The 23,635-nt window shown below is 61.3% G+C and carries 21 protein-coding genes; 10 read left to right on the top strand and 11 right to left on the bottom strand.

Annotated elements, in window-relative coordinates; translation table 11 throughout:
* Positions 1-117 precede the first annotated feature (117 nt).
* The 3 genes from AC1UK9_RS00455 to AC1UK9_RS00445 form a co-directional block, all read right to left on the bottom strand.
* Complete coding sequence (locus tag AC1UK9_RS00455) at positions 118-888, bottom strand: MetQ/NlpA family ABC transporter substrate-binding protein (RefSeq protein WP_025112315.1); 771 nt, start codon at positions 886-888, stop codon at positions 118-120.
* A gap of 78 nt (positions 889-966) precedes the next feature.
* Positions 967-1,641: a methionine ABC transporter permease gene (locus AC1UK9_RS00450; RefSeq protein ID WP_025112314.1), complete on the bottom strand. Its 675-nt coding sequence runs from the start codon at positions 1,639-1,641 to the stop codon at positions 967-969.
* Entirely contained in the window at positions 1,641-2,648 is a 1,008-nt protein-coding gene (locus tag AC1UK9_RS00445; RefSeq protein WP_025112313.1) for a methionine ABC transporter ATP-binding protein, read from the bottom strand. The genes AC1UK9_RS00450 and AC1UK9_RS00445 overlap by 1 nt, the downstream gene beginning before the upstream one ends.
* 263 nt (positions 2,649-2,911) lie before the next feature.
* Between AC1UK9_RS00445 and katE the strand changes: the two genes are divergently transcribed.
* Positions 2,912-5,053, top strand: coding sequence for a catalase HPII (gene katE, locus AC1UK9_RS00440; RefSeq protein WP_482578956.1), 2,142 nt, complete (start codon positions 2,912-2,914; stop codon positions 5,051-5,053).
* Positions 5,054-5,158: 105 nt separating this feature from the next.
* On the opposite strand, the gene AC1UK9_RS00435 is transcribed toward katE, so the two are convergent.
* From AC1UK9_RS00435 to AC1UK9_RS00420, 4 genes are read right to left on the bottom strand one after another with little or no spacing between them, the layout of a single operon-like run.
* A complete protein-coding gene (locus AC1UK9_RS00435) occupies positions 5,159-5,872 on the bottom strand; it encodes a PA5502 family lipoprotein (RefSeq protein ID WP_482578954.1) in 714 nt (237 codons plus the stop codon).
* 37 nt (positions 5,873-5,909) lie between these two features.
* Complete coding sequence (gene znuB / locus AC1UK9_RS00430) at positions 5,910-6,698, bottom strand: zinc ABC transporter permease subunit ZnuB (protein ID WP_025112310.1); 789 nt, start codon at positions 6,696-6,698, stop codon at positions 5,910-5,912.
* Positions 6,691-7,476 carry a zinc ABC transporter ATP-binding protein ZnuC gene (gene znuC, locus AC1UK9_RS00425; protein WP_482578952.1) on the bottom strand — a complete coding sequence of 262 codons (786 nt, stop codon included), beginning with the start codon at positions 7,474-7,476 and terminating at the stop codon, positions 6,691-6,693. The genes znuB and znuC overlap by 8 nt, the downstream gene beginning before the upstream one ends.
* Positions 7,476-7,958, bottom strand: coding sequence for a Fur family transcriptional regulator (locus AC1UK9_RS00420; RefSeq protein ID WP_025112308.1), 483 nt, complete (start codon positions 7,956-7,958; stop codon positions 7,476-7,478). Before AC1UK9_RS00420 ends, znuC begins: the two co-directional genes overlap by 1 nt.
* Before the next feature lie 66 nt (positions 7,959-8,024).
* Here AC1UK9_RS00420 and AC1UK9_RS00415 point away from each other — a divergent pair, with 66 nt between their 5' ends.
* Positions 8,025-8,945: a zinc ABC transporter substrate-binding protein ZnuA gene (locus AC1UK9_RS00415; RefSeq protein ID WP_025112307.1), complete on the top strand. Its 921-nt coding sequence runs from the start codon at positions 8,025-8,027 to the stop codon at positions 8,943-8,945.
* 113 nt (positions 8,946-9,058) lie between these two features.
* Here AC1UK9_RS00415 and AC1UK9_RS00410 read toward each other — a convergent pair whose 3' ends face one another.
* Both AC1UK9_RS00410 and AC1UK9_RS00405 read right to left on the bottom strand, forming a co-directional pair.
* Positions 9,059-10,012 (bottom strand): homoserine kinase, encoded by a 954-nt coding sequence (locus AC1UK9_RS00410; protein WP_473014054.1) that lies wholly within the window; start codon positions 10,010-10,012, stop codon positions 9,059-9,061.
* A gap of 60 nt (positions 10,013-10,072) precedes the next feature.
* Positions 10,073-10,363: a DUF2782 domain-containing protein gene (locus AC1UK9_RS00405; protein WP_025112305.1), complete on the bottom strand. Its 291-nt coding sequence runs from the start codon at positions 10,361-10,363 to the stop codon at positions 10,073-10,075.
* Positions 10,364-10,437: 74 nt separating this feature from the next.
* On the opposite strand from AC1UK9_RS00405, the gene polA reads away from it, so the two are divergent.
* On the top strand, positions 10,438-13,242 hold the full coding sequence (polA, locus tag AC1UK9_RS00400; protein ID WP_482578951.1) for a DNA polymerase I: 2,805 nt from the start codon (positions 10,438-10,440) through the stop codon (positions 13,240-13,242).
* Positions 13,243-13,654: 412 nt separating this feature from the next.
* Here the strand turns inward: polA and yihA are convergent, their stop codons facing one another.
* Positions 13,655-14,305 (bottom strand): ribosome biogenesis GTP-binding protein YihA/YsxC, encoded by a 651-nt coding sequence (yihA, locus tag AC1UK9_RS00395; RefSeq protein ID WP_025112303.1) that lies wholly within the window; start codon positions 14,303-14,305, stop codon positions 13,655-13,657.
* Between the two features lie 191 nt (positions 14,306-14,496).
* Between yihA and AC1UK9_RS00390 the strand changes: the two genes are divergently transcribed.
* The 7 genes from AC1UK9_RS00390 to AC1UK9_RS00360 all read left to right on the top strand — a co-directional run bounded on the left by AC1UK9_RS00390 (position 14,497) and on the right by AC1UK9_RS00360 (position 21,847).
* Complete coding sequence (locus AC1UK9_RS00390; RefSeq protein WP_025112302.1) at positions 14,497-14,802, top strand: c-type cytochrome; 306 nt, start codon at positions 14,497-14,499, stop codon at positions 14,800-14,802.
* Positions 14,803-14,834: 32 nt separating this feature from the next.
* Positions 14,835-15,446: a c-type cytochrome gene (locus tag AC1UK9_RS00385; RefSeq protein ID WP_025112301.1), complete on the top strand. Its 612-nt coding sequence runs from the start codon at positions 14,835-14,837 to the stop codon at positions 15,444-15,446.
* A 200-nt stretch (positions 15,447-15,646) separates the two neighbouring features.
* Positions 15,647-16,288: a thiol:disulfide interchange protein DsbA gene (gene dsbA / locus AC1UK9_RS00380; RefSeq protein WP_025112300.1), complete on the top strand. Its 642-nt coding sequence runs from the start codon at positions 15,647-15,649 to the stop codon at positions 16,286-16,288.
* Between the two features lie 14 nt (positions 16,289-16,302).
* Positions 16,303-17,181 (top strand): endonuclease/exonuclease/phosphatase family protein, encoded by an 879-nt coding sequence (locus AC1UK9_RS00375; protein ID WP_025112299.1) that lies wholly within the window; start codon positions 16,303-16,305, stop codon positions 17,179-17,181.
* The gene (locus AC1UK9_RS00370) at positions 17,178-19,277 is read left to right on the top strand and encodes a GGDEF domain-containing protein (protein ID WP_482578950.1); all 2,100 of its coding nucleotides are present in this window, start codon (positions 17,178-17,180) and stop codon (positions 19,275-19,277) included. Before AC1UK9_RS00375 ends, AC1UK9_RS00370 begins: the two co-directional genes overlap by 4 nt.
* Before the next feature lie 100 nt (positions 19,278-19,377).
* A complete protein-coding gene (locus tag AC1UK9_RS00365; protein ID WP_482578949.1) occupies positions 19,378-20,157 on the top strand; it encodes an N-acetylmuramoyl-L-alanine amidase in 780 nt (259 codons plus the stop codon).
* Between the two features lie 76 nt (positions 20,158-20,233).
* The gene (locus AC1UK9_RS00360) at positions 20,234-21,847 is read left to right on the top strand and encodes an EAL domain-containing protein (RefSeq protein ID WP_482580533.1); all 1,614 of its coding nucleotides are present in this window, start codon (positions 20,234-20,236) and stop codon (positions 21,845-21,847) included.
* Here the strand turns inward: AC1UK9_RS00360 and AC1UK9_RS00355 are convergent.
* Positions 21,844-23,634 carry a KinB sensor domain-containing domain gene (locus AC1UK9_RS00355; RefSeq protein WP_025112295.1) on the bottom strand — a complete coding sequence of 597 codons (1,791 nt, stop codon included), beginning with the start codon at positions 23,632-23,634 and terminating at the stop codon, positions 21,844-21,846. The genes AC1UK9_RS00360 and AC1UK9_RS00355 overlap by 4 nt on opposite strands.
* Position 23,635 lies beyond the last annotated feature (1 nt).

Raw genomic sequence — 23,635 nt, 5'->3', positions numbered from 1 at the left:
TAAAGATATGGCGACTGACACACCGCATTCGCGAGCAAGCCCGCTCCCACAGGGGATTTGTGTCAGGCCAAAAAAAGGGAGCCACCAGGGCTCCCTTTTTGTGCACAACCAACCGAATCAGAACGCCGGCAATACCGCGCCTTTGTACTTCTCGGTGATGAACTTCTTCACTTCCGGGCTGTGCAGGGCGGCAGCCAGTTTCTGCATCGCGTCGCTGTCCTTGTTGTCCTCGCGGGACACCAGGATGTTCACGTACGGCGAGTCGTTGCCTTCGATCACCAGCGCATCCTTGGACGGATCGAGCTTGGCTTCCAGCGCGTAGTTGGTGTTGATCAGCGCCAGATCGACCTGGGTCAGCACGCGCGGGATGGTCGCAGCTTCCAGTTCACGGATTTTCAGGTCTTTCGGGTTCTCGGCGATGTCTTTGACAGTCGACAGGATGTTCTTCGAGTCCTTGAGCTTGATCACGCCAGCCTTGTCCAACAGCAACAGCGCACGGCCGCCGTTGGTGGCGTCGTTCGGGATCACCACGTTCGCGCCACTTGGCAGGTCCTTCAGATCCTTGATCTTGTTCGAGTACGCACCCAGTGGCTCCAGGTGCACACCGGTCACCGCGACCAGATGGGTGCCCTTGGCCTTGTTGAACTCATCAAGGTACGGCTGGTGCTGGAAGAAGTTGGCGTCCAGACGCTTTTCAGCGACCTGTACGTTCGGCTGAATGTAGTCGGTGAACACCTTGACCTTCAGATCCACGCCTTCTTTGGCCAGAGCCGGCTTCACGAATTCGAGGATTTCTGCGTGCGGCACCGGAGTGGCAGCAACGGTCAGGGTTTCAGCGTGGGCCGAAAAAGCAGCTACGGCAGCGAAAGCAGCGATCAGTTTTTTCATTCAGCTAACTCCTTTTCAAAGCGCCCGTATGGCGCCTGCCAGCGAATGGCCGGCTCATCTCTTGATTACAAAAACCGGTTATTTGCGCGAGAAATGCACGACCAGGCGGTCGCCCACCATCTGCAGCACTTGCACCAGAATCAGCAGCAACACCACGGTGACGATCATCACGTCGGTCTGGAAACGCTGATAGCCGAAACGGATCGCCAGGTCACCCAGACCACCGGCGCCGACCACACCGGCCATTGCCGTGTAGGACACCAGTGTAATCGCCGTCACCGTAATCGCTGCGAAGATGCCGGGACGGGCCTCTGGCAGCAAAGCGTTCATGATGATCTGCCGGGTGGTCGCGCCCATCGACTGGGTCGCTTCGATGATGCCGCGATCGACTTCACGCAGCGCGGTTTCCACCAGACGCGCGAAGAACGGGGTCGCTCCCACCACCAACGGCGGGATCGCACCGGCCACGCCAAGCGAGGTGCCAGTGATCAGCACGGTGAACGGGATCATCACGATCAACAGAATAATGAAGGGCAGCGAACGCAGTATGTTCACTGCCAGCGACATGAAAGCGTAGAGGCCACGGTTTTCCAGGAGCTGACGCGGGCTGCAGAGAAACAGCAACACACCCAGCGGCAGACCGAGCAGCACGGTGAACAGCAGCGAACCGCCGAGCATCAGCATCGTGTCGCCGGTGGCCAGCCAGATTTCGTACCAGTCGATATTGGTGAAGAAACTCATCAGGTCTGCCATTAGCGCAACACCTCCATGTGAACGTCAGCGGCGGTGAAGCGGGCGAAGGCCGCTTCCATGTCGCCACCGGTGACGGCGAGGGTCAGTTGCCCGTAAGGAATGTCTTTGATCCGGTCGATGCGACCGGCGAGGATGCTGTAGTCGACGCCGGTTTCCCGGGCGACAGTACCGAGCAGCGGCGCGTAGGTCGCTTCGCCCTGAAAGGTCAGACGCACGATGCGACCCGGCACGTGAGCGAAGTCATCGCGCTGTTCGCTTTCGTCGATCTGCTCGCTTTCCTGCACAAAACGCTTGGTGGTCGGGTGCTTCGGATGCAGGAACACATCGGCCACCGAACCTTGCTCGACGATCACGCCGGCATCCATCACGGCCACCTGATCGCAGACGCGACGGATCACGTCCATCTCGTGGGTGATCAGGACGATGGTCAGTTTCAGTTCGCGGTTGATCTCGGCCAGCAGTTGCAGGACCGACGCGGTGGTCTGCGGGTCGAGGGCGCTGGTGGCCTCGTCGCACAGCAGAATCTTCGGCTTGGTCGCCAGGGCGCGGGCGATGCCGACGCGCTGTTTCTGGCCGCCGGACAATTGTGCCGGGTACTTTTTGGCATGATCAGACAGACCGACCCGTGCCAGCAACTCGGCGACGCGCTGGTTGATCTCGCTGGTGGACAGTTCACCGGCCAGGGTCAGCGGCAGCGCGACGTTGTCGGCCACGGTCTTGGAGGCGAGCAGGTTGAAGTGCTGGAAGATCATCCCGACTTGCTGGCGGAAACGGCGCAGGCCGTTGGCGTCCAGCGCGGTGACTTCTTCGCCGTCGACGATGATCTTGCCGCCGCTGGAGTCTTCCAGGCGATTGATCAGACGCAGCAGGGTACTTTTCCCCGCACCGGAATGGCCGATCAGGCCGAAGACCTGACCGTTTTCAATCGAAAGACTGGTCGGGTGCAGGGCGGGAATGTCCTTACCGGCGACGCGGTAAGTTTTGTGGACGTTTTGAAACTCGATCACGTAGCGAACCTTGTGGGGCGCGTTAGAAAAGGATCAGCGGTTAGCCGGGCGCGCATTTTAGCCTGTCCGTATAGAGGTTCTTAGCATTTATTTCGCAATTAACCTTCGATTTGGCAATAACAAGATCAAAGGTCATAAAAAAGGAACGCCCCGAGACCCTCATCAGTCACTAAGTAAGCGACTTGAAAACCCTGGGTACCGTGCCCGGGAACCACTCAAGAGTCCCCGACACGTATCGGGGTCAAACGAGGAGTTTACGTCTGATGAGCAGCAAGAAACCTACGACCGACAAAAGCCAGATGGCCGGAACCGATACCCAGGATCGCGCCAACACCAACGCCAAACTCGACAGCCTGGAGAAATTTCGCTCCGACGCCACTGGCCAGGCCCTGCGCACCAATCAGGGAGTCAAGGTCGCCGATAACCAGAACACCCTCAAGGCCGGCCCGCGCGGGCCGTCGCTGCTGGAAGACTTCATCATGCGTGAGAAAATCACGCACTTTGACCATGAACGCATTCCGGAGCGCATCGTTCACGCGCGCGGCACCGGCGCCCATGGCTTCTTTCAGGCGTACGAGAACCATTCGGCGCTGACCAAGGCCGGTTTCCTGCAGGATCCGGGGAAAAAGACTCCGGTGTTCGTGCGTTTTTCCACAGTGCAGGGGCCGCGCGGCTCTGGTGATACCGTTCGCGACGTGCGCGGTTTCGCCGTGAAGTTTTTCACCGATGAAGGCAACTTCGACCTGGTCGGTAACAACATGCCGGTGTTTTTCATCCAGGATGCGATCAAGTTTCCCGATTTCGTCCACGCGGTTAAACCCGAGCCGCACAACGAAATACCCACCGGCGGCTCGGCCCACGACACGTTCTGGGACTTCGTCTCGCTGGTGCCGGAATCGGCACACATGGTGATCTGGGCGATGTCCGACCGGGCGATCCCGAAAAGCCTGCGCAGCATGCAGGGCTTCGGCATCCACACCTTCCGCCTGATCAACGCCGAGGGCAAATCGCGTTTCGTCAAATTCCACTGGCGTCCGACCGCCGGCACCTGCTCGCTGGTGTGGGACGAAGCGCAGAAGCTCGCGGGTAAAGACACCGACTACCATCGCCGCGATCTCTGGGAAGCCATCGAAATGGGCGACTATCCGGAGTGGGAACTGGGGGTGCAGATCATCGAGGAGGAAAACGAGCACGACTTCGATTTCGACATCCTCGACCCGACAAAACTGATCCCCGAAGAAATCGTGCCGATCACCCCACTGGGCAAGATGACCCTCAACCGTAACCCGGACAACTTCTTCGCCGAGACCGAGCAGGTCGCATTCTGTCCCGGTCATATCGTGCCGGGCATCGACTTCTCCAATGACCCGCTGCTGCAAGGTCGGCTGTTTTCCTACACCGATACGCAAATCAGCCGACTCGGCGGACCGAATTTTCATGAGTTGCCAATCAACCGCCCGGTGGCGCCGTTCCACAACGGTCAGCGTGATGCGCAGCACCGCTCCGTAATCGATAAGGGCCGCGCCTCTTATGAGCCGAACTCGATTGATGGCGGCTGGCCGAAAGAAACCCCTCCGGCGGCCAAAGACGGCGGCTTCGAGAGCTACCCTGAACGCATTGATGCGAACAAGATCCGCCAGCGCAGCGAGTCGTTCAGCGACCACTTCTCTCAGGCACGGCTGTTCTTCAACAGCATGAGTGAGCACGAGAAGGAGCACATCATCGCCGCCTACAGCTTCGAGCTGGGCAAGGTCGAACGTGAGTTTATCCGCGCGCGGGAGGTGAACGAGATCCTGGCCAACATCGACCTGGAGCTGGCCAAGCGTGTCGCGGCCAATCTGGGGTTGCCGGCGCCAGCCAAAGGCACGGTCGAGGTGCGTCGAACCTCGTTCGATCATTCGCCGGCGCTGAGTCAGGCCAATCTGCTGCCGGAAAACATCAAAACCCGCAAAGTGGCGATTCTTGCAGCCAACGGCGTCGATGGTGCTGCGATTGAGGCGATGAAGAAGGCGTTGGCGGCTGAAGGTGCGCACGCCAAGCTGCTGGGGCCAACCTCAGCGCCGGTGAAGACTGCCGACGGCAAAACCCTGGCGGTGGATGCATCCATGGAGGGCATGCCTTCGGTGATCTTCGATGCGGTGTTCGTGCCGGGTGGCGCGGCGTCGATCAAGGCGTTGAGCGGCGACGGCGTGGCGTTGCACTACCTGCTGGAGGCCTATAAGCATCTGAAGGCGATTGCGCTGCACGGCGAGGCCAAGCAGCTGCAGGACCTGTTGAAGCTGGAGGCGGATGCAGGGTTGCTGCAGGGCAAGGATGTGCCGGGGCTGACCAAGCCGTTCTTTGCCGCGATCGGGCAGCATCGGGTGTGGGCGCGGGAGCCTAAGGCCAAGGCCATTCCGGCCTAAAGGTCTTCGCTGACTGGCAGGATGCCTTCGCGAGCAAGCCCGCTCCCACATTGGATTGGTGTACGACACAGATCCAGTGTGGGAGCGGGCTTGCTCGAGAAGCTTTCAGGGCTTGGCAGGAATCAGAACCATCTGCGCCGGGACTGTACGCACGATCTGCTTCTCGATCTGCAGATCGAAATCCGGATTCAGTTTCTTCACACGCTTGGTCAGCAACGTCGCCAGCCAAGGGTAATCATTGGTCCGTGGCGCCTGAATGGTCACGGCACATTCGTAATTCACCACATCGGCGGCGATCGCATCCAGTTGGCGGCGAAGTTTGCGGCTATCGGTGATGTTCAGCGCCACCGTGGTGCTCTCGGCGGTCGGATCGATCACCTTGGCTTTCGGTTTGGCTTCAGCTGCCAGCAACGCCGCTTCGGCTTTTTCCAGCTCGGCTTTACGGGCTTCGGTGATGGCGCCGTTGACCCCGCCGGTCAGCGCCGGGGCTTTGGGCATCAGGGCGCGGGCACGGCTCAGCGCGGTGGCTGCGGCGTTCACATCACCCTTTTGCAACACGATCTGGCTGCGACGCAGGTAGGCTTCGGCCAACTGGCGCTGGTATTGCTCCAGGGACTGATCGTTGGGAGTTTCAGCCTGCAAGGCCGACAACTGGTCTTCGGCCGTGGCCAGTTCGCTGCTGGCCAGGCTTTGCTCCAGCTGTGCGATGGCCGTGGCCCGCGCGTCGGGGGCTTCGGCCACCGGCGGCGTGCTTTGGCAGGCGCCCAGCAGCACGGAAAATGCGACAAGGAGCAGATAACGGGAGGCGAACGGCTTCATTCCTGCGACTCTCTAATTGCGCAAAAAGCGAGCAAGTCTACACCCCTCGACGGGGCAGAACAAAACTCAGCAGAAACAGTGCGGCCGCCGTCACAACGATTGACGGCCCCGCCGGGGTGTCCTTGAACCATGACAGCGCCAGCCCGCCACACACCGCGAGCATGCCCAGCAGGCTCGCGCCCAGGGCCATCTGCTCCGGCGAGCGGGCGTGACGTTGTGCCGCAGCCGCCGGGATGATCAACAGCGAGGTAATCAGCAACACGCCGACGATTTTCATCGCCACCGCGATCACCACTGCGATCAACAGCATCAGCGCCATGCGCAGGCCCGCCACCGGCAGGCCTTCGACCTTGGCCAATTCCTCATGCACAGTGATCGCCAGCAGCGGCCGCCACAATGTCACCAGCAACACCAGCACCGCCGCGCTGCCGCCGAGGATCCACATCAGATCGGTCGGGCTGATCGCCAGCAGGTCGCCGAACAGATAGGCCATCAGGTCGATCCGCACTTCATGCATGAAGCTTAGTACCACCAGCCCGAGAGAGAGCGTGCTCGGTGCAAGAATTCCCAACAGCGTGTCGGAGGCCAGCGGCTGACGCTGTTGCAGGGTCACCAGCAGCACCGCCAGCAGCAGGCAGCCAACCGTGACCGCAACGGTCGGGCTGACATCCAGCAGAAAGCCCAGCGCCACGCCAAGCAGTGCTGCGTGGGACAGGGTGTCGCCGAAATAGGCCATCCGTCGCCAGACCACAAACGAGCCCAACGGCCCGGCGACCACCGCCAGTGCCAGACCTGCAAGCAGGGCATACAACAGAAAATCAGCCATGCTTGCAGTTGTCTCCGTGAACGTGGGTGTGGCCCGCGCCGGGCGCCTTGACCACCGAACCGTGCAGGTCGTGGGCGTGGTCGTGATGGTGGTGATAGATCGCCAGACTCGGCGCATTCTTGCCGAACAGCTCGACGAACGCCGGATCGCCGCTGACCTGCTCCGGATGCCCGGAGCAGCAGACGTGACGGTTCAGGCACACCACCTGATCGGTGGTGCTCATCACCAGGTGCAAATCGTGGGAAACCATCAACACGCCGCAGCCGTGACGGTCACGCAGGCGGGTAATCAGGCTGTACAGCTCGGCTTGCCCGGCGACATCGACGCCTTGCACCGGCTCATCCAGCACCAATAGTTCCGGCTCGCGCAGCAGCGCCCGCGCCAGCAGCACCCGCTGCATCTCACCACCGGAAACGCTTTGCACCGGGCTGTCGATCACGTGTTCGGCGCCGACTTCCTTGAGCGCCACCAATGCACGCGGGCGGTCTACACCGGGCACCAGACGCAGGAAGCGCAGCACCGACAGCGGCAAGGTCGGATCGACGTGGAGTTTTTGCGGCATGTAGCCGACACGCAGTTTCGGCTTGCGCCAGACACTGCCGCTGTCCGGCTTCAACAGCCCGAGCACGGCGCGCACCAGAGTAGTCTTACCGGCGCCGTTGGGGCCGATCAGCGTGACGATCTGCCCCGGCTCGACGCTCAGCTCGATGTTGTCCAGCACGGTCTGCCCGGCAAAGGTGACGGCGACGTGCTGAAGACGGATCAACGGGTTGCTCATCAAGCCCCCTGGCAACCGGAGCACAGGCCGACCACTTCAACGGTCTGCGCTTCGACGATGAAACCGACGTCTTTGGCGCTGTTGATGATCGCGTCGCTGATGGCTTTCTGTTCCAGCTCGATGGCGGCGTGACAGTCGCGGCAGATCAGGAACTGGCCCTGATGCGCATGCTCCGGATGCACGCAACCGACGAAGGCGTTGAGCGACGAGATGCGGTGCACCAGGCCGTTTTCCAGGAGAAAATCCAGCGCGCGGTAGACGGTTGGCGGCGCGGCGCGGCGGCCGTCCTGCTCGCTCAGCACCGCGAGAATGTCATAGGCGCCCAGCGGCTTGTGGCTCTGCCACACCAGTTCCAGCACCCGCCGGCGCAACGCAGTCAGGCGCAGGCCTTTCTGGGCGCACAAGGCATCGGCCTCGGTCAGTGCGCTGTGCACGCAATGAGAGTGGTCGTGGGGACGGCTGGCAATCGGTGTAATAGGCATGGGCGGCGACGAGTTTTGATAGAGACGTTATTATGTTACCCGTTCTCGCCTCCTTGAGTGGTCATCGTGTCCCGACTTTTTTCTGTTTTTGTGGCTTTTGTCGCCAGTTTTCTGCTGATCGGTTCGGCCCAGGCCGAGGTCAAGGTCCTCACCAGCATCAAACCGTTGCAGTTGATTGCAGCGGCGGTGCAGGACGGCGTGGCGATTCCCGAAGTGTTGCTGCCGCCGGGCGCTTCGCCGCACAACTACGCGCTGCGCCCCTCGGATGTGCGCAAGGTGCAATCGGTGGACTTGCTGTACTGGATCGGTCCGGACATGGAAGGTTTCCTGCCGCGCGTGCTCAACGGTCGGACCCTGCCGAGCGTGGCCGTGCAAGATCTGCCGGGCATGAAACTGCGCCGCTTTGCCGAAGACAGCCACTCCCACGCCGAAGACGCCGACGAGCATGACCACGACCACCGCCCGGGCACCCTGGACGCGCATCTGTGGTTATCGCCGGTGAATGCGCGGGTGATTGCCGACAAAATGGCTGCCGACCTGAGCGCCGCCGATCCGGCCAACGCCGAGCGCTATCAGAGCAACGCCAAGGCCTTCGATGAGCGCCTGGATGCGCTGGATGCACGCTTGAAGAAGCGTCTGGCCGGTATTGAAGGCAAACCGTACTTCGTGTTTCACGAAGCCTTCGATTACTTCGAGGACGCTTACGGCCTGAAGCACACCGGTGTGTTCAGCGTGGCGGCGGAAGTGCAGCCGGGCGCGCAGCATGTGGCGGCGATGCGCAAACGCCTGCAGGAAGTGGGCAAGACCTGTGTGTTCAGCGAGCCACCGCTGCGTCCGCGCCTGGCGGAGACACTGGTAGCGGGTCTGCCGGTGAAGCTGGCGGAGCTGGATGCGTTGGGTGGTTACACGCCAGCGACGGCTCAGGGATATGAGCAGGTGCTGGAGAAGCTGGGCAATGATCTGGCCGGGTGCCTGGAATCGCTGTAACCCCCGACTCCTGCTCGCGAAAGCGGTGTGCCAGTCAACATAGATGCTGAATGTGCCGCCCCATTCGCGAGCAAGCCCGCTCCCACAGGTTCGTGGTGGCCTCCAGAATTAACTCAGAGGGCGAACGGCAGCGGTGTATGCACCTGCTGCCGCTGCGCCAATCGCTGCTCGAACTCCCGCGGATCGTGAATCAGCACGTCCTGCCCGGCAAACTGCTCGGCGGCGATCAATCGCGACAGCCAGAACCGCACACACGCCACACGCAACATGGTCGGCCACAACTCGGCCTCCGCTGCCGTGAACGGCCGCAACGCGGCATAGGCGCCGAGAAATGCGCGGGCACGCGGCCCATCGATCAAACCGTCCTCGTCCGAACACCAGTCGTTCAAGGCAATCGCCACGTCGTAGAGCATCGGCCCCGAGCAGGCGTTGTAGAAGTCGATCAGCCCGGTCAGGTGCGTGCCTTCGAACATCGCGTTGTCGCGGAACAGGTCGGCGTGGATGTTGGCCCGTGGCAGCGCAAGAATCCTGTCTTTCTGCGCAGTGATTTCCTCCAGTGCCTTGTGCAACAGCGCACGCGGCTCGTCGCTCAGGTGCGAGAGAAACTCCGTGCCTTCCTCCAGCATCCAGTCCAGGCCACGATCGGTCTTGCGCTTGATCATGCGCTCGCCCTGGGTCGCCAGGTGCAGGTGCGCCTGCAACTCACCGACCTGCGCGCAATGCTGGGCGTTGGCGACCTTGATGTGTTTGCCGGACAGGCGCGGTTGCAGCAGCGCCGGCTTGCCCTTGAGCTCACGCAGCGCCACACCGTCAGTGGTGCGCAGTGCGTAAGGTACCGGCAGATCGGCCTCGTGCAGCACATCGAGCAGGTTGATGAAGAACGGCATCTCCTGCACCGGACCGCGCTCGACCAGGGTCAGGACGAACTCGCCCTGCTCCAGGCTGACAAAGAAATTGGTGTTTTCGCTGCCGGCGGCGATCCCCTGGAAATCAAGCAGACGGCCAAGCCCGTAAGGGGCGAGAAAGGTTTCCAGCTCGGGCCGAGCCAGGGGGGTGAACACAGACATGGTTAAAAACTGCTCAGTTCGGGCGCCGCCAGCACAGCAGCGCCGATTAAAATTAAGAGACTACTTCCATTCGAAAATCTTCCACGACGGGATCAGCATATCCGGCTGATCCGAGCGGATGAAGTTTGCATCGGTACCGTCCGCACGCACCAGAAAATAGGGAGGAAATCCCTTCTGGGTAACCTTGATCGCATACAGGAAACCGTTTTGGCGGTATTCCTGAATGGTCTTGTCGCCTTCCGTGCGGATGGTAACTTCCGGATCGGCCGACGGCGCATCATCCGCGGCCATCGCCGCCAACGGTGAGATTGCAATCAAACTGACCAGCAGCAAGCGATTTAACGTACGCATGATAACCTTGTCCCTTTGTCGTCAACGGTCCCGCTATTCTAGCGCCGGGCCCGCCGAAAAGGTTGATTCTGCTCATGAGCCAAGCCCCCCTCGTCCTGGTGGACGGTTCGTCTTACCTGTACCGCGCTTTCCACGCACTGCCACCGCTGACCACCTCCAAAGGCCTGCCGACCGGCGCGGTCAAAGGTGTGCTGAACATGCTCAAGAGTCTGCGCAAGCAGTACCCGGACAGCCCGTTCGCCGTGGTCTTCGACGCCAAGGGCGGGACGTTTCGCGATGAGATGTACGCCGAATACAAGGCCAACCGGCCGAGCATGCCCGACGACATGCGCGTGCAGATCGAGCCGCTGCACCAGAGCGTGATCGCCCTCGGTTTTCCGCTGCTGTGCGTGGAAGGCGTCGAAGCTGACGACGTGATCGGCACTCTGGCGCGCAGCAGCGCGGCGGCGGATCGCCCGGTGATCATCTCCACCGGCGACAAGGACATGGCGCAACTGGTCGACGGCCACATTACCTTGGTCAACACCATGTCCGGCAGTTCGATGGACGTCGAGGGCGTGAAGGAGAAATTCGGCGTCGCTCCGGAGCAGATCATCGATTATCTGGCGCTGATGGGCGACTCTTCCGACAACATCCCCGGCGTTCCCGGTATCGGCCCGAAGACCGCATCCGGCCTGCTGGTGGGCGTCAACGGCGGCCTGACCGAGCTCTATGCCCAGCTCGATATCGTCCCGACCCTGCCGATTCGCGGGGCCAAGACCCTGCCGGCCAAGCTCGAAGAGCACAAGGAGATGGCGTTCCTCTCCTATCAACTGGCGACCATCAAGGTCGACGTGCCGCTGGACGTCGAACTCGACGATCTGCAAATGGGCGCGGAAGATCCCGCCAAACTCTACGAGCTCTACACCCTGCTGGAATTCAAGAGCTGGCTGAATGACCTCGACCGCGACGCCAAGCGCCAGGAACTGAGCGCGGCCATCGAGCCTGCGCCGGCTGGCGATCTGTTCAGCGCACCTGCGGCCCAAACGCCAGCCGCCCCCGCTGAAGCCGCTTATGAAACCATCCTCGATCAGGCGCGTTTCGACGTCTGGCTGGAAAAACTGCAGAACGCCAAGCTGTTCGCCTTCGACACCGAAACCACCGGCATCGACGCGCAACAGGCGCAACTGGTCGGCCTGTCGTTCGCCGTGCAGGCCAACGAAGCGGCGTATATCCCGCTGACCCACTCCTACATCGGCGTGCCCGAGCAACTGGATCGCGACACCGTGCTGCGCGCGCTGAAGCCGATTCTCGAAGATCCGAACAAACTCAAGGTTGGCCAGCACGCCAAGTTCGACATGAACATCCTGGCCAACTGCGCCATCGGCGGCGATCAGAGCCAAGGTATCAATGTGCGCGGCATCGCCTTCGATACGATGCTTGAGTCCTACGTGCTCAACTCCACCGCCACCCGCCACGACATGGACAGCCTCGCGCAGAAGTACCTGGACCACACCACCGTGAGCTTCCAGGACATCGCCGGTAAAGGCGCCAAGCAACTGACCTTCGACCAGATCGCCCTGGAACAGGCCGGGCCGTACGCCGCCGAAGACGCCGACATCACCTTGCGTCTGCACCAGACCCTGTTCGAAAAGCTCAGCGCGATCCCGAGCCTGGCCAGTGTGCTGACCGACATCGAAATCCCGCTGGTGCCGGTACTGGCGCGCATCGAACGCCAGGGCGCATTCGTCGACGCCGCACTGCTGGGCGTGCAGAGCATCGAACTGGGCGAAAAGATGGTTGCGCTGGAGCGCGAAGCGTTCGAGATTGCCGGGGAAGAGTTCAATCTCGGCTCGCCGAAACAACTGGGCGTGATCCTCTACGAAAAACTCGGCCTGCCGGTGCTGAAGAAAACCGCCAAGGGCCAGCCATCGACCGCCGAGGAAGTGCTGGCGAAACTCGCCGAGGACGATCACCGCTTGCCGAAAGTGCTGATGGAGCATCGCTCCATGAGCAAGCTGAAAAGCACTTACACCGATCGTCTGCCGGAGCAGATCAACCCGCGCACCGGGCGCATCCACACCTCGTACCATCAGGCTGTGGCGTCCACCGGTCGCCTGTCTTCCAGCGATCCGAACCTGCAGAACATTCCGGTGCGTACCGCTGAGGGCCGACGCATCCGCCAGGCCTTCGTCGCACCAAAAGGCTACAAACTGCTGGCGGCGGACTACTCGCAGATCGAACTGCGGATCATGGCCCACCTGTCCAGGGACGAAGGCCTGATGAACGCCTTCCGCAACAACCTGGACGTGCACACCGCGACCGCTGCCGAAGTGTTCAAGGTCGAACTCGACGAAGTGACCTCCGACCAGCGCCGTGGCGCCAAGGCGATCAACTTCGGCCTGATCTACGGCATGGGTGCGCAGAAGCTCGGCAAGGACATCGGCGTCGACACCAAGACCGCCAAGGCCTACATCGACACCTACTTCGCCCGCTACCCCGGCGTGCGCGAATACATGGAGCGCACCCGCAAGCAGGCTGCCGATCAGGGCTACGTCGAAACGTTCTTCGGTCGCCGCCTGTACCTGCCGGAGATCAACTCCAACAAGCCGCAAGAGCGCGCCGCCGCTGAACGCACAGCGATCAACGCGCCGATGCAGGGCACTGCAGCAGACATCATCAAGAAAGCCATGGTAGCGGTGGATAATTGGCTGGCATCGTCAGGGCTGGACGCCAAAGTCATCCTTCAGGTGCACGACGAACTGGTGCTGGAGGTTCGCGAGGATCTGGTCGATCAGGTGAGCCAGGAAATCCGCCTGCACATGAGCGAAGCGGCGAAGCTGGACGTGCCGTTGCTGGTAGAAGTCGGCGTCGGCAACAACTGGGATGAGGCGCACTAAGGCGTCTGGGCCGGGCGTTTGCCGCGACACACTGTCGCGGCAAACGCCTGAACAGGGCTTATTTCGAAACGCGCTTGGTCTTATTCCAAAGCTTTTTGAAAAAAATCTGAACTAATCTGACAGCTCACTACTCAGAGTTACTGAATGGCTGGTGAAGCCCTTCGATGCTCCTATGTTGTGTTAAGTGTTGGCAGATATCTGAACCCCGCCCTAGCGGTTCGGAACTTGAACCCCGGAACTTCTCCCTCCCCAAACGAAGTCCGGGGCTTTTTTTTGCCTCAAAACTCGCTGTGGCGACGTCAGACTGCGTTAAAAGCGCAGTTGAAAATGCTCATTCAGGTCCCCCTGAACTCTGCTTTTTAACCGCACTTTTGCCTTGCCTGACAGCACCATAGACAGTTTTGAAATCCCCTTACTCTGCCTCTGGCGGCACTTCCGTGCCTTTGTCTGCCAGTTCCATCCAGCCTGCCAGCACAGTGTAGGCCTCTTCCAGGCCCATGCGTTTTGGCGCCGAGAACAGCTGGATCGTCACCAGATCACCCCAGCCCTTGCGGATTTCCGACTGCACCTTCAGCAGCGTGTTCTTGGCTGCGCCGTAGGTCAGTTTGTCGGCCTTGGTCAGCAGGATGTGCATCGGCATGCCGGCGGCAACGGCCCAGTCGAGCATCAGCAGGTCGAAGTCGGTCATTGGATGACGGATGTCCATCATCAGAATCAAACCCTTCAAACTCTCCCGGCCACCGAGGTAAGCCTCGAGGTGACGCTGCCAGTGTTGCTTGAGCGGGATCGGTACTTTTGCATAACCGTAGCCCGGAAGGTCGACCAGACGCCGTTCATCGTCTAGCTTGAAGAAGTTCAACAGCTGTGTGCGACCCGGGGTTTTCGAGGTGCGCGCCAGGCTGGCGTGAGTCAGGGTGTTCAGTGCGCTGGATTTACCGGCGTTGGAACGACCGGCAAACGCCACTTCGAAGCCTTCGTCGTCAGGGCATTGATCGACTTTGGCGGCACTGAGCATGAACGTGGACTGTTGGCACAGACCGAGGATGGGATTCTTGAGTTGCATGGGATTTCCGATGTGGGCGGCGCCGGGATTGGGCGCGGAACGCGGTGTCGCTTCCGTTTCAGTGACGCCAGTATATAATGCCGCAGATTTTGTGTGTGCTTTGTCCCAGCGAAGGATGAAGTTCACGAGAGCCAAAGACCTTGATTGCGCATCAGAACGCAGAACGCTCTCAACCCTGAAAAGGTCGTTTTATGACGAAATGGCTGCTGGCTGCCGGAGTCCTGATACCGCTTTACAGCGCACAGGCTACACAGGAACCGGAAGCCGTGTACAACCGTGTTTGTGGTGCCTGTCATTCCGGCCAACTACCCATGGCGCCCGAAAGAGGCGATCAGGAAGCTTGGACGCCGAGGTTGGCGAAAGGTATGGAGACGCTGGTGCAACACGTGACCCAGGGTTTCAAGGCGATGCCGCCGCGTGGTTTGTGCATGGACTGCAGTGCCGAGGATTACCAGGCCATCATCCTTTGGATGAGCGAGAGTAAACCCGGTCCATAACTCTTAACCCTTAGCCGTAGTTGGATTAGCTGATGAACAAATTGATCGTGAGTCTGCTGTTGACCGTGGGAATCTCCGGCATGGCCCATGCTGCAGGTGATGCAGCAGCCGGCCAGGCAAAAGCCGCCGTATGTGGAGCCTGCCATGGCCCGGACGGGAACAGCATGGCACCCAACTTTCCGAAACTGGCAGGCCAGGGTGAACGCTACCTGACCAAGCAACTGCACGACATCAAGTCGGGCAAGCGCACCGTTCTGGAAATGACGGGCCTGCTGACCAACCTGAGCGATCAGGACCTGGCCGACATCGCCGCCTACTTCGCCAGCCAGAAAGGCAGCGTCGGCGCAGCTGATCCGAAAATAGTCGCCCGTGGTGAAGCGCTGTTCCGGGGCGGTAATCTGGCCAAGGGCCTGCCAGCCTGCACCGGCTGCCACTCGCCCAATGGCGCCGGCAACGCTGCCGCCGGCTTCCCGCACCTGGGTGGCCAACACGCTCAATACATCGCCAAGCAACTGACCGATTTCCGCAAGGAAGAAGGCGGCCGCAATAACGACGGCGACACCATGACCATGCAAACGATCGCCAAGCGTCTGAGCGACGAAGACATCGCCGCGGTCTCCAGCTACATCCAGGGCCTGCACTAAGCAGCCTGAATCGAGCGTTGCCGGTGATGGACATCTCCTGCAACGTTAACGCTCGATTAATCCGTCGCAGCAAGTATAAAAAGGGTGGCTTTGGCCGCCCTTTTTTGTGGCCGCTGCCGTTACACTACAGAACTCATGCCCGCCAGGATCTGTCTGAAAACAGGTCGCGCGAGGCGACCAAAATTGTCCAGGAGTAAAGCATGCGTAATCTGATCATCAGCGCCGCTCTCGTCGCTGCCAGCCTGTTCGGCGTGACCGCCCAGGCCGCTGAAGCACCGGCCGCCCCTTACGTCGAGCTGGCCAACCCGGTGCCGGTGGCAGAGCCTGGCAAGATCGAAGTGGTCGAGCTGTTCTGGTACGGCTGCCCGCACTGCTACGCATTCGAGCCGGTGATCAATCCATGGGTTGAGAAATTGCCATCCGACGTCAACTTCGTGCGTATTCCTGCGATGTTCGGCGGCCCGTGGGACGCTCACGGCCAGATGTTCCTGACCCTCGAAGCGATGGGTGTCGAGCACAAGGTTCACGCCGCCGTGTTTGAAGCCATCCAGAAGCAGCACAAGCGCCTGACCGACAAGAACGAGATGGCTGACTTCCTCGCCACTCAGGGCGTGGACAAGGACAAGTTCCTCGCCACCTTCGACTCGTTCGCCATCAAGGGTCAGATCGTCAAGGCGCGTGAGCTGGCCAAGAAGTATGAAATCACTGGCGTGCCAACCATGATCGTCAACGGCAAGTACCGCTTCGACATCGGCTCTGCCGGTGGTGCCGAAGAAGCCTTGAAACTGGCTGACCAACTGGTCGCCAAAGAGCGAGCGGCCAACAAGGCAGCTGCCAACTAAGCGCGGTAATCGCCATGCGCCGCTGGGGAACCGAACGCATCGTTGGCCTGCATGATCCGCAGGTCAACGAGCATCACCTGGAGTCCACGGGCCTGCCCGCAGACCATCGTCTGCGCCTGCTCAGCTTCAACATCCAGGTCGGCATCAGCACCGAACGCTATCGGCATTACCTGACCCGAAGCTGGCAGCACCTGCTGCCGCACACCGGGCGCTCAGGCAACCTGCAGAAGATCGGCGACCTGCTTGGCGACTTCGATCTGGTCGCCCTGCAGGAAGCCGATGGCGGCAGCCTGCGTTCAGGCTACGTCAATCAGGTCGAACATCTGGCCCACCTCGGCGCCTTTCCCTACTGGTATCAACAACTCAATCGCAACCTCGGTCGACTGGCCCAGCACAGCAATGGCGTGCTCAGTCGCCTGAAGCCGTGGGCGATCGAAGATCATCCGCTGCCCGGCCCGAAAGGTCGCGGCGCCATCCTGCTGCGCTTCGGCGAAGGCCCGGAAGCGCTGGTGGTGGTGATGATGCATCTGGCCCTCGGCGCCCGGGTGCGCAGCCTGCAACTGGCCTACATTCGCGACCTGATCAGTGGCTACAAGCACCAGGTATTGATGGGCGACATGAACACCCATGCCAGCGATCTGCTACAACAGTCACCGTTACGCGATCTCGGCCTGTTGGCCCCGCAGCTGGAAGCGACCTTTCCCAGCTGGCGCCCGCAGCGTTGCCTTGATCATATTCTGCTCAGCCCGACCCTGACCCTGGAAAAGGTCGAAGTGCTGGCGCAGCCGATTTCCGATCACCTGCCGGTCGCGGTAGAGATTCGTCTGCCGGGTTCGCTCACGGCCGATGCATTGCCCGCGTTGAGTCCTGCCCCTCGCGGAACCCCTGAATGAGCGACGAAGCCCAGCGCTGGAAAGAGAAGTACCTCAAAAGCATCGAACAGCAGGACAAGCTCGAACGGCGCTGGGCCGCAAGGCTCGACTTGCTGCGTCGCGGCCTGGTGCGCAGCACCCTGGCAGCCGAAGGCACCGACAAGGTCGTCGATCAGTGCATGAAAGAGATGCGCGATGTGGTGCGCACGGACGACATGGACGCCGGCCTCGCCGCCCTGTTGCCGCGCCTGGAAAAGGCTGTGCTCGACTCCGAACAGCGGCGCGAGACCCGCATCGATCAGGTCAGCACCGCGCTGACCGCGCTGGTCAGCCAACTGCAAGCCCTGCCATTGCCTCGGGAAGTGGCGCAGCCGCTGAAAAAATTTGCCAAGCAACTCGACAGCCGGGTCGGCCAGGCGCGGGAGATGCCACTGCTGCTGAGCGAGCTCAGTGGCTTGCAGGGCAAGGCGTTGCACCAGCTGGAAACGCCCGCCGAACCAGATCGCCCGGGTTTTCTGCAGCGTTTGTTCGGCAGTCGCGACAATGAAGAGACTCCCGCAACGCAAGAAACGCCGCCGGTAGCGGATCAGCCTCAAGCACCTGTGCCAACTCCAACCGGCGCTGAACACATGGCGTCCGAAACTGTGCAGACAGCACCCGTCGAGCCGACTCTGCCCGTACCGAACCTGGCAGCCCCCGTCGCGCAAACGCCGGAGGCCAACCCTCGGCAGGCGCCCGCCGAGCAAGCTCACACCGAACCGCCCATCGTTTCTTTCGTGCCGCCGGTCATTGCTGTCGAGACGGTCACCCAACCCGTTGTCGCCCCCACGCTCTCGGCACCCGAGCTGAAAGCCGAGGCCGAAGCACCAGCCGCGCCGATTGCAGCGCCAATCCCTGCGACTGCGATCAATCCCGACGAGTTGATCCACCCCGCAGACCATCCGATCCCGACACCGCTGCTGCTCGACAGCCTGCCTCTGCCCGAACCTATTGCCCAGGCACTGGCCGCCATCGATCCGGAGCAGTCCGAGCAGGACATCCTCTACGCCCTGCCCGACTCGCCCGAACCGTCGTACAGCTCGGTGGCCAAGCACATCGAAGACACACTGATCGGGTTACTCGACGACCTGACCCTGCCCGAGCGCCATCGCCCGCAGGCAGAGGCAATGCGCGATCGATTGAAAAATGGTCTGAACTGGTACGAACTGCTGCCAATTCTCGACGATCTTGCGACGTTGATGCTGGCAATCACCGACAGCGGCCAGCATGAATTCGAAGTCTATCTGCAACAGCTCAATGAACGCCTCGAAGCATTCCAGAGCAATCTGCAGGCCGCCAGTGAAGGCCACGCCGACAACAGCTCGGCGGCACGGGCGATGGACACGCAGATCCGCGAACAGGTCGACGGCCTGCAGACCAGCGTGCAGGAAGCCGCCGATCTGGATGACCTCAAGCAAGTGCTGGAAAACCATCTCGAAGGTCTGCTCGGCACCATGGACCAGCACCAGAAACAACGCGATGCCCGCGAGCAGGAAGTGGCTGCACGCCTCAAGGGCCTGGCCGAGCGCGTGGCGCACATGGAGCAGGAAGCCCTGGGTTTCCGTGAGCACCTGGAAGAGCAACGCCAGAAAGCCTTGATCGACCCGCTCACCGGCCTGCCCAACCGCGCCGCGTGGAGCGAACGGCTCGAACACGAGATCAAGCAGTGGCAGCAACACGGCAACACCTTGAGCCTGGCGATGCTCGACCTCGATCATTTCAAGCGGATCAACGACAACTACGGTCATCTGGCCGGTGACAAGGTGCTGAAGATCATCGCCACGGTGTTGCGCAAACGCCTGCGCAGCTCAGACTTCATTGCCCGCTTTGGCGGTGAGGAGTTTGTCTTGCTGTTGCCGGCCACCCCCCCTGCCGTAGGCGCCAAACTGCTGGAAACCCTGCGCGCAGCAATCGAGGCCTGCCCGTTTCACTTCAAGGGTGAACGGGTGACGATCACCATTTCCATGGGGCTGGCGTCATTCCGACCGGGAGAACACAGCGATCTGGTGCTCAAAAGAGCCGATCAGGCGCTGTATCGGGCGAAAAATGCCGGGCGCAACCGGGTCGAGCTGGGCTGAGCAATTGTTCCATTTTGTTTAAATCAGCCCGTTGGCCGTCGATAGGCAAGGCAGTACGTTACACTGTTGCATTATTGTCTTGCGTGTACTGCCTTCCGCCATGAAATTTTTTGCCCTCCTCGCGTCGCTGCTCGTCCTGGCCGGTTGTGCCAGCGGCCCGCGTTACGACACCAGCCATCCTTCGGCCAATCACGACAGCCGCGTCCAGTTCGTGATCGTGCACTACACCTCCGCCTCTCTCGCCCGCTCGCTTCAACTGCTGACCCACGGCGAAGTCAGCAGCCACTACCTGATCGGCGACGACAAGAGCGGCACCATCTACCAACTGATGGATGAAAACCTGCGCGCGTGGCACGCCGGAGAGAGCGAATGGCAGGGCCGGACCTGGCTCAACTCCAGCTCGATCGGCATAGAGATCGTCAACCCGGGCTTCAAGGACACGCCGACCGGACGCCTGTGGTTCCCGTACAGCGAAGCGCAGATTCAATCACTGATCGTCCTGCTCAAGGACATCAGCAAGCGTCAGGGCATCAGCCCGCGCCACATCATCGGCCACAGCGACATCGCGCCGCTGCGCAAACTCGACCCGGGCCCGTTGTTCCCATGGAAACGCCTGGCGGCCGAAGGCCTGGGTGTGTGGCCCAATGAACAAGCGGTGGCGCGTCAGCAGGCGCAGTTCAACGCCGAGCTGCCGAGCATCAGCTGGTTCCAGGCGCAACTGGCGCGCGTCGGTTACGACACTCCGCAAACCGGCGAGCTGGACGTCGCGACCCGCCACGTACTGGCTGCCTTCCAGATGCACTACCGCCCTTCGCGCTTCGACGGCACGCCGGACGCGCAAACGGCCGCGTTGTTGCTGGTACTCAACCAGACAAAATAATGACGCCCGCCCGACGGTCAGGGCGAAAACGCAATCAGCAGCTATAACTCATTGGTAATTCTTCGGATATTCCATGATGGTTGCTACCCGAGAGACGCTGCGTAGCTGGTTTTATCGCCCTTGGTTTTTGGCGATGATCGCGGCTGTCCTCAGTGCTGCGCTGTTGATCGCCGGCGGAACGTTCTTCGCCATGCGCCAGATAGAACAAAACGAAAGCCAGGAGATGAACGCTCAGGGCGAGCGTTTTCTGGCCCGCCTCGAACAATTGTTCGGGCAATTGCGCGAAAGCCTCGATGACCTTGAAGCGCAGCCGTTGCGCAGTTGCGATGACGAAATGATCGCCACCCTGCGACAGGTCACCTTCAATTATCGCTTCGTCTATGAAGCGGCCTACATGGACGGCACACGAATCTGCTCCAACCGCCCCCGGCAAGAGGGGCTGTCGGTCGTCCGTGCGCCGGACATCAAAGGTCCGACCTACAGCTACTGGCTCAACACCACCACCGAACCCGATGAAAACCGTGCCGCCCTGATGCTCGGCCGCGGCAATTTCCGTGTGGCGACCTCCCGCGGGCATTTGACTGACATGGTCGACCTGCCACCGGACAGCAGCCTGCTGGTCGTACTGGATCACGGCAAGCGGGCGATTCCGGTACTCGGCATTGCTCAGGCGTGGCCACCCACCGAGGTCTGGCCACCGAAGAGCCGCGAGGCCCTGCAGGTCACTCAATCACGGCTGATCTACCGCATGCCCACCAACAACCCGGAATACCAGTTGGTGCTGATCACCCCGCGCAGTGGCATGCACATTCCGACGGTGTGGTGGTGGATGGTCCCCGGCTGCCTGCTGTTGGGAGCATTTTCCGGGTTCTTCGTGTTTTTGCTGGTGCGTCAGCGCCAGTCGCTGGACGCCGAGCTCCAGGGCGCGATCCGTCGTGGCGAGCTGCAGGTGCTGTATCAACCGATTTTCGATCTCGACAGCCGCAACTGCGTGGGCGCCGAAGCCCTGCTGCGCTGGCGCCGTCCGGATGGCACGCTGACCAGCCCCGATCTGTTCATTCCCATGGCGGAAAACACCGGACAGATCCGCCAGATGACCGACTTCGTCCTGCAGCGGCTGCTGGAGCAACTGGGGCCGGTGCTGCGTGCCAACCCGCAGTTGTACATCTCGGTCAACCTCGCAGCATGCGACGTGATGGTGCCGCGCATCGGTCAGGTCATGGCCAAACTGTTGACCCTGCACCGGGTCGCGGCACGGCAGATTGCCTTCGAAGTCACCGAGCGCGGGTTGATCGACGTGGTGGTGGCACGGGAGAACCTGCAAGCCTTGCGCGACGTCGGCCATCAGGTGCTGATCGACGACTTCGGCACCGGCTATTGCAGCCTCGCCTACCTGCAGACGCTACCGGTGGATTGCCTGAAGATCGACAAGGCCTTTATCGACGCACTCGGCCATGACGCGGCCAGCAGCGGCGTGGCGCCGCACATCATCCACATGGCGCAGGCACTGGATCTGAAAGTGATTGCCGAGGGTATCGAGCACGAAGCGCAAGCCGTGTTTCTCAGCAGTGAAGGCGTGAAATTCGGTCAGGGATGGCTGTTCGCCCAGGCCCTGAGTGCGGTGCAGTTCATCGAGCTGATCACCCGTGGACGGCGCCTTGCCGGCCGTCGACTGGACGACGAAGCCTAGACCGCCAGCGCCATGTAGAACTGCGTGCCCTGCCCCGGCCGCGAATACACGCCCATCCGCCCGCCGTGCAACTGGACGATTTCCTTGCACAGCGCCAACCCGAGCCCGGCGCCGCCCTTCTTGCGCCCGACCTGCACGAACGGCTCGAAGATCCGCCCTTGCTGACCGTAGGCAATGCCTTCGCCGTTGTCCTCGACGCTGATGATCACCCGTTCGCCATGCCGACGCGCCTGCAGGCGAATCTGCCCGTCGCGGGCAGTATGGCGCAGTGCGTTGTCGATCAAATTGTCGAGCACCCGGTCGAGTTGCGTCTGATCGGCCTGCAAGCGCGGCAACGGTCCCTGCACTTCGACGTTCAGGGCAATGCCTTTGCCCGCGGCCGAATCGGCAAAACGCAATTGCGCCTGCGCCAGCAAGTCTTCGATGGAACATGGGGCCAGCGTGAGTTTCTGCAAACCGTTCTGATAGCGCGAGAAGTTGAGCAGGTCGTTGATCAACTGCATCAGGCGCTGCATCTCTTCGTTGACCGTGTCGAGCAGATCCGCCTCGCGGGAATCCGCGGGAAACTTCGCACGTTCGCGAAACAGGCCGAAGGCCATGTGCATGCCGGTGACCGGTGTGCGCAACTCATGAGAGGCCCGCAGCACGAACTCACTGCGCACTCGCTCGAAAGCACGTTGTTCGGTGACGTCGTGCAGCACCATCACCGCGCCGAGGATATGCCCCTGGGTGTGGCTGACCGGGGTCAGGCTGTAAGTCAGCAGGCGCGATTCGCCGTCGACTTCGATGCTCAAATCTTCCGGGGCACGCTCCAGCGTGCCACCGCGCAGCACCAGTTGCAGCTGCGCGTCGAGTTCCGGTCGCTCAAGCGCTGTGCCCAAGCCCTGCCCCAAGCGATCACTGTCCCAGCCCAGTTGGCGCTGGGCAACCGGATTGAGGTGCTCCAGACGCCCATCGCGATCGATCATCAGCAAGCCATCGTCGATGCTGTCGAGCACCGCCTGCAAACGCTGCTGGCCGGCCAGCAGTTCGTCGACGTTGGTCGCCTGATGCTCACGCAGCGCCTCGGCCATCAAGCCGAAGCGCTTGGTCAGCTGGTTCATTTCCATCGCCGAAGAAATCGGCAGGGTCACGTCGAAATTACCCTGGCCGATGTTGTCCGCGGCCTTGGCCAGCGCCTCGATCGGCGCACCAAAGCGCCGGGCAATGGCATGCGCCGTGACAAAACCGATGATCAACACGGCCAACCCGACCAGTCCAAGCAGGCCGGCAACCAACAGCGCTCGGTCACGGGCGGCGTGCTGCACCGAGTTGATGTTGTCGAGCGCATGCTTGTGTTCGGCAATCAGGCCGTTGCGCAGCGTGTTGAAGCGCTCACGCAAATCGCCGGTGCCACTCAACGCAGTGGCCGGGTCACGTACCTGATCGAACGCCTGAAGGAAACGTTGGTAATCGGCCTTGGCCTGACTGAAGCTGTATTGGCGACCATCACCAACCTCCTCCTGGGCAATGCCTTGATCGAGAAGCTGTAAATAATGCTGCTTCGAGGCTTCGAACGCAGCGTTATCGGGCTTTTCGGCAAGCATCATGATCAGTTGATCGCCGAGGGTCTGGCGCAGCTTGAGTCCCAGATCGAGGGTGACGAAGTTGTTGCGGATCAGCGCTTCCTGAGTCCCGGCCATCTGCATGACACTGACCAGCCCGAGCAACAGCCCGAGCAACGCCACCGTGATCAACGCGGAGATGCTCAGGAACAAGCGCGTGCGCAACTTCATCGCCAGTTTCATC

It is taken from the genome of Pseudomonas sp. AK-TSAG1-1, assembly GCF_056821665.1.
Note: the sequence above shows the minus strand (reverse complement) of the source record. Positions and strands in the feature narration are given on the sequence as shown.